The organism is Mesorhizobium sp. M7A.F.Ca.MR.148.00.0.0 (genome assembly GCF_003997735.1).
Lineage (GTDB): Bacteria > Pseudomonadota > Alphaproteobacteria > Rhizobiales > Rhizobiaceae > Mesorhizobium.
In genome coordinates, this window is sequence record NZ_RZTB01000397.1 from 1 (window position 1) to 483 (window position 483).

Here is a 483-nt window from a genome sequence, read left to right on the forward strand (position 1 = left end):
CAACGGCTTCGCGTTCGGCGGCACCAATGCCGTGCTGGCCTTCAAGGCCGTCTGATCTAAGGGGCGCGCGATCTGCCCAGGCAGACCATTCCGTTGACTGTTCGTACAGGACGAAACCCTTCACCGCCATATTGATCGTGCCGTGCGCCGCGTCTAATCCTTGGCCGACCCCCCAAAACCGCGCCGCTCGGCGCGAACCCCATTCAGGAGTTTCCATGGCAGACCTGTCCGCCTTTCCGATCGCAACGCGTTGGCCGGCCAAGCATCCGGACCAGCTCCAGCTCTATTCGGCGACAACGCCGAACGGCGTGAAGATATCGATCGCCCTGGAGGAGCTCGGCCTGCCCTATGAGCCGCATCTGGTCAACATCGGCAAGAACGAAAGCTGGACACCGGAATTCCTGTCGCTCAATCCCAACGGCAAGATACCGGCGATCATCGATCCGAACGGTCCGGACGGCAAGCCGATCGGCCTGTTCGAAT

General features: G+C 61.5%; 2 protein-coding genes. One reads left to right on the top strand and one right to left on the bottom strand.

The annotated features are described in order from the left end of the window. A partial coding sequence (locus tag EOB49_RS37130) for a hypothetical protein (RefSeq protein ID WP_206526205.1) occupies window positions 1–217 on the bottom strand: 217 nt, incomplete at its 3' end. On the opposite strand from EOB49_RS37130, the gene EOB49_RS34690 reads away from it, so the two are divergent. Beyond that, the coding region (locus EOB49_RS34690) for a glutathione S-transferase N-terminal domain-containing protein (RefSeq protein WP_206526206.1) at window positions 216–483 on the top strand (268 nt) is incomplete at its 3' end. The genes EOB49_RS37130 and EOB49_RS34690 overlap by 2 nt on opposite strands.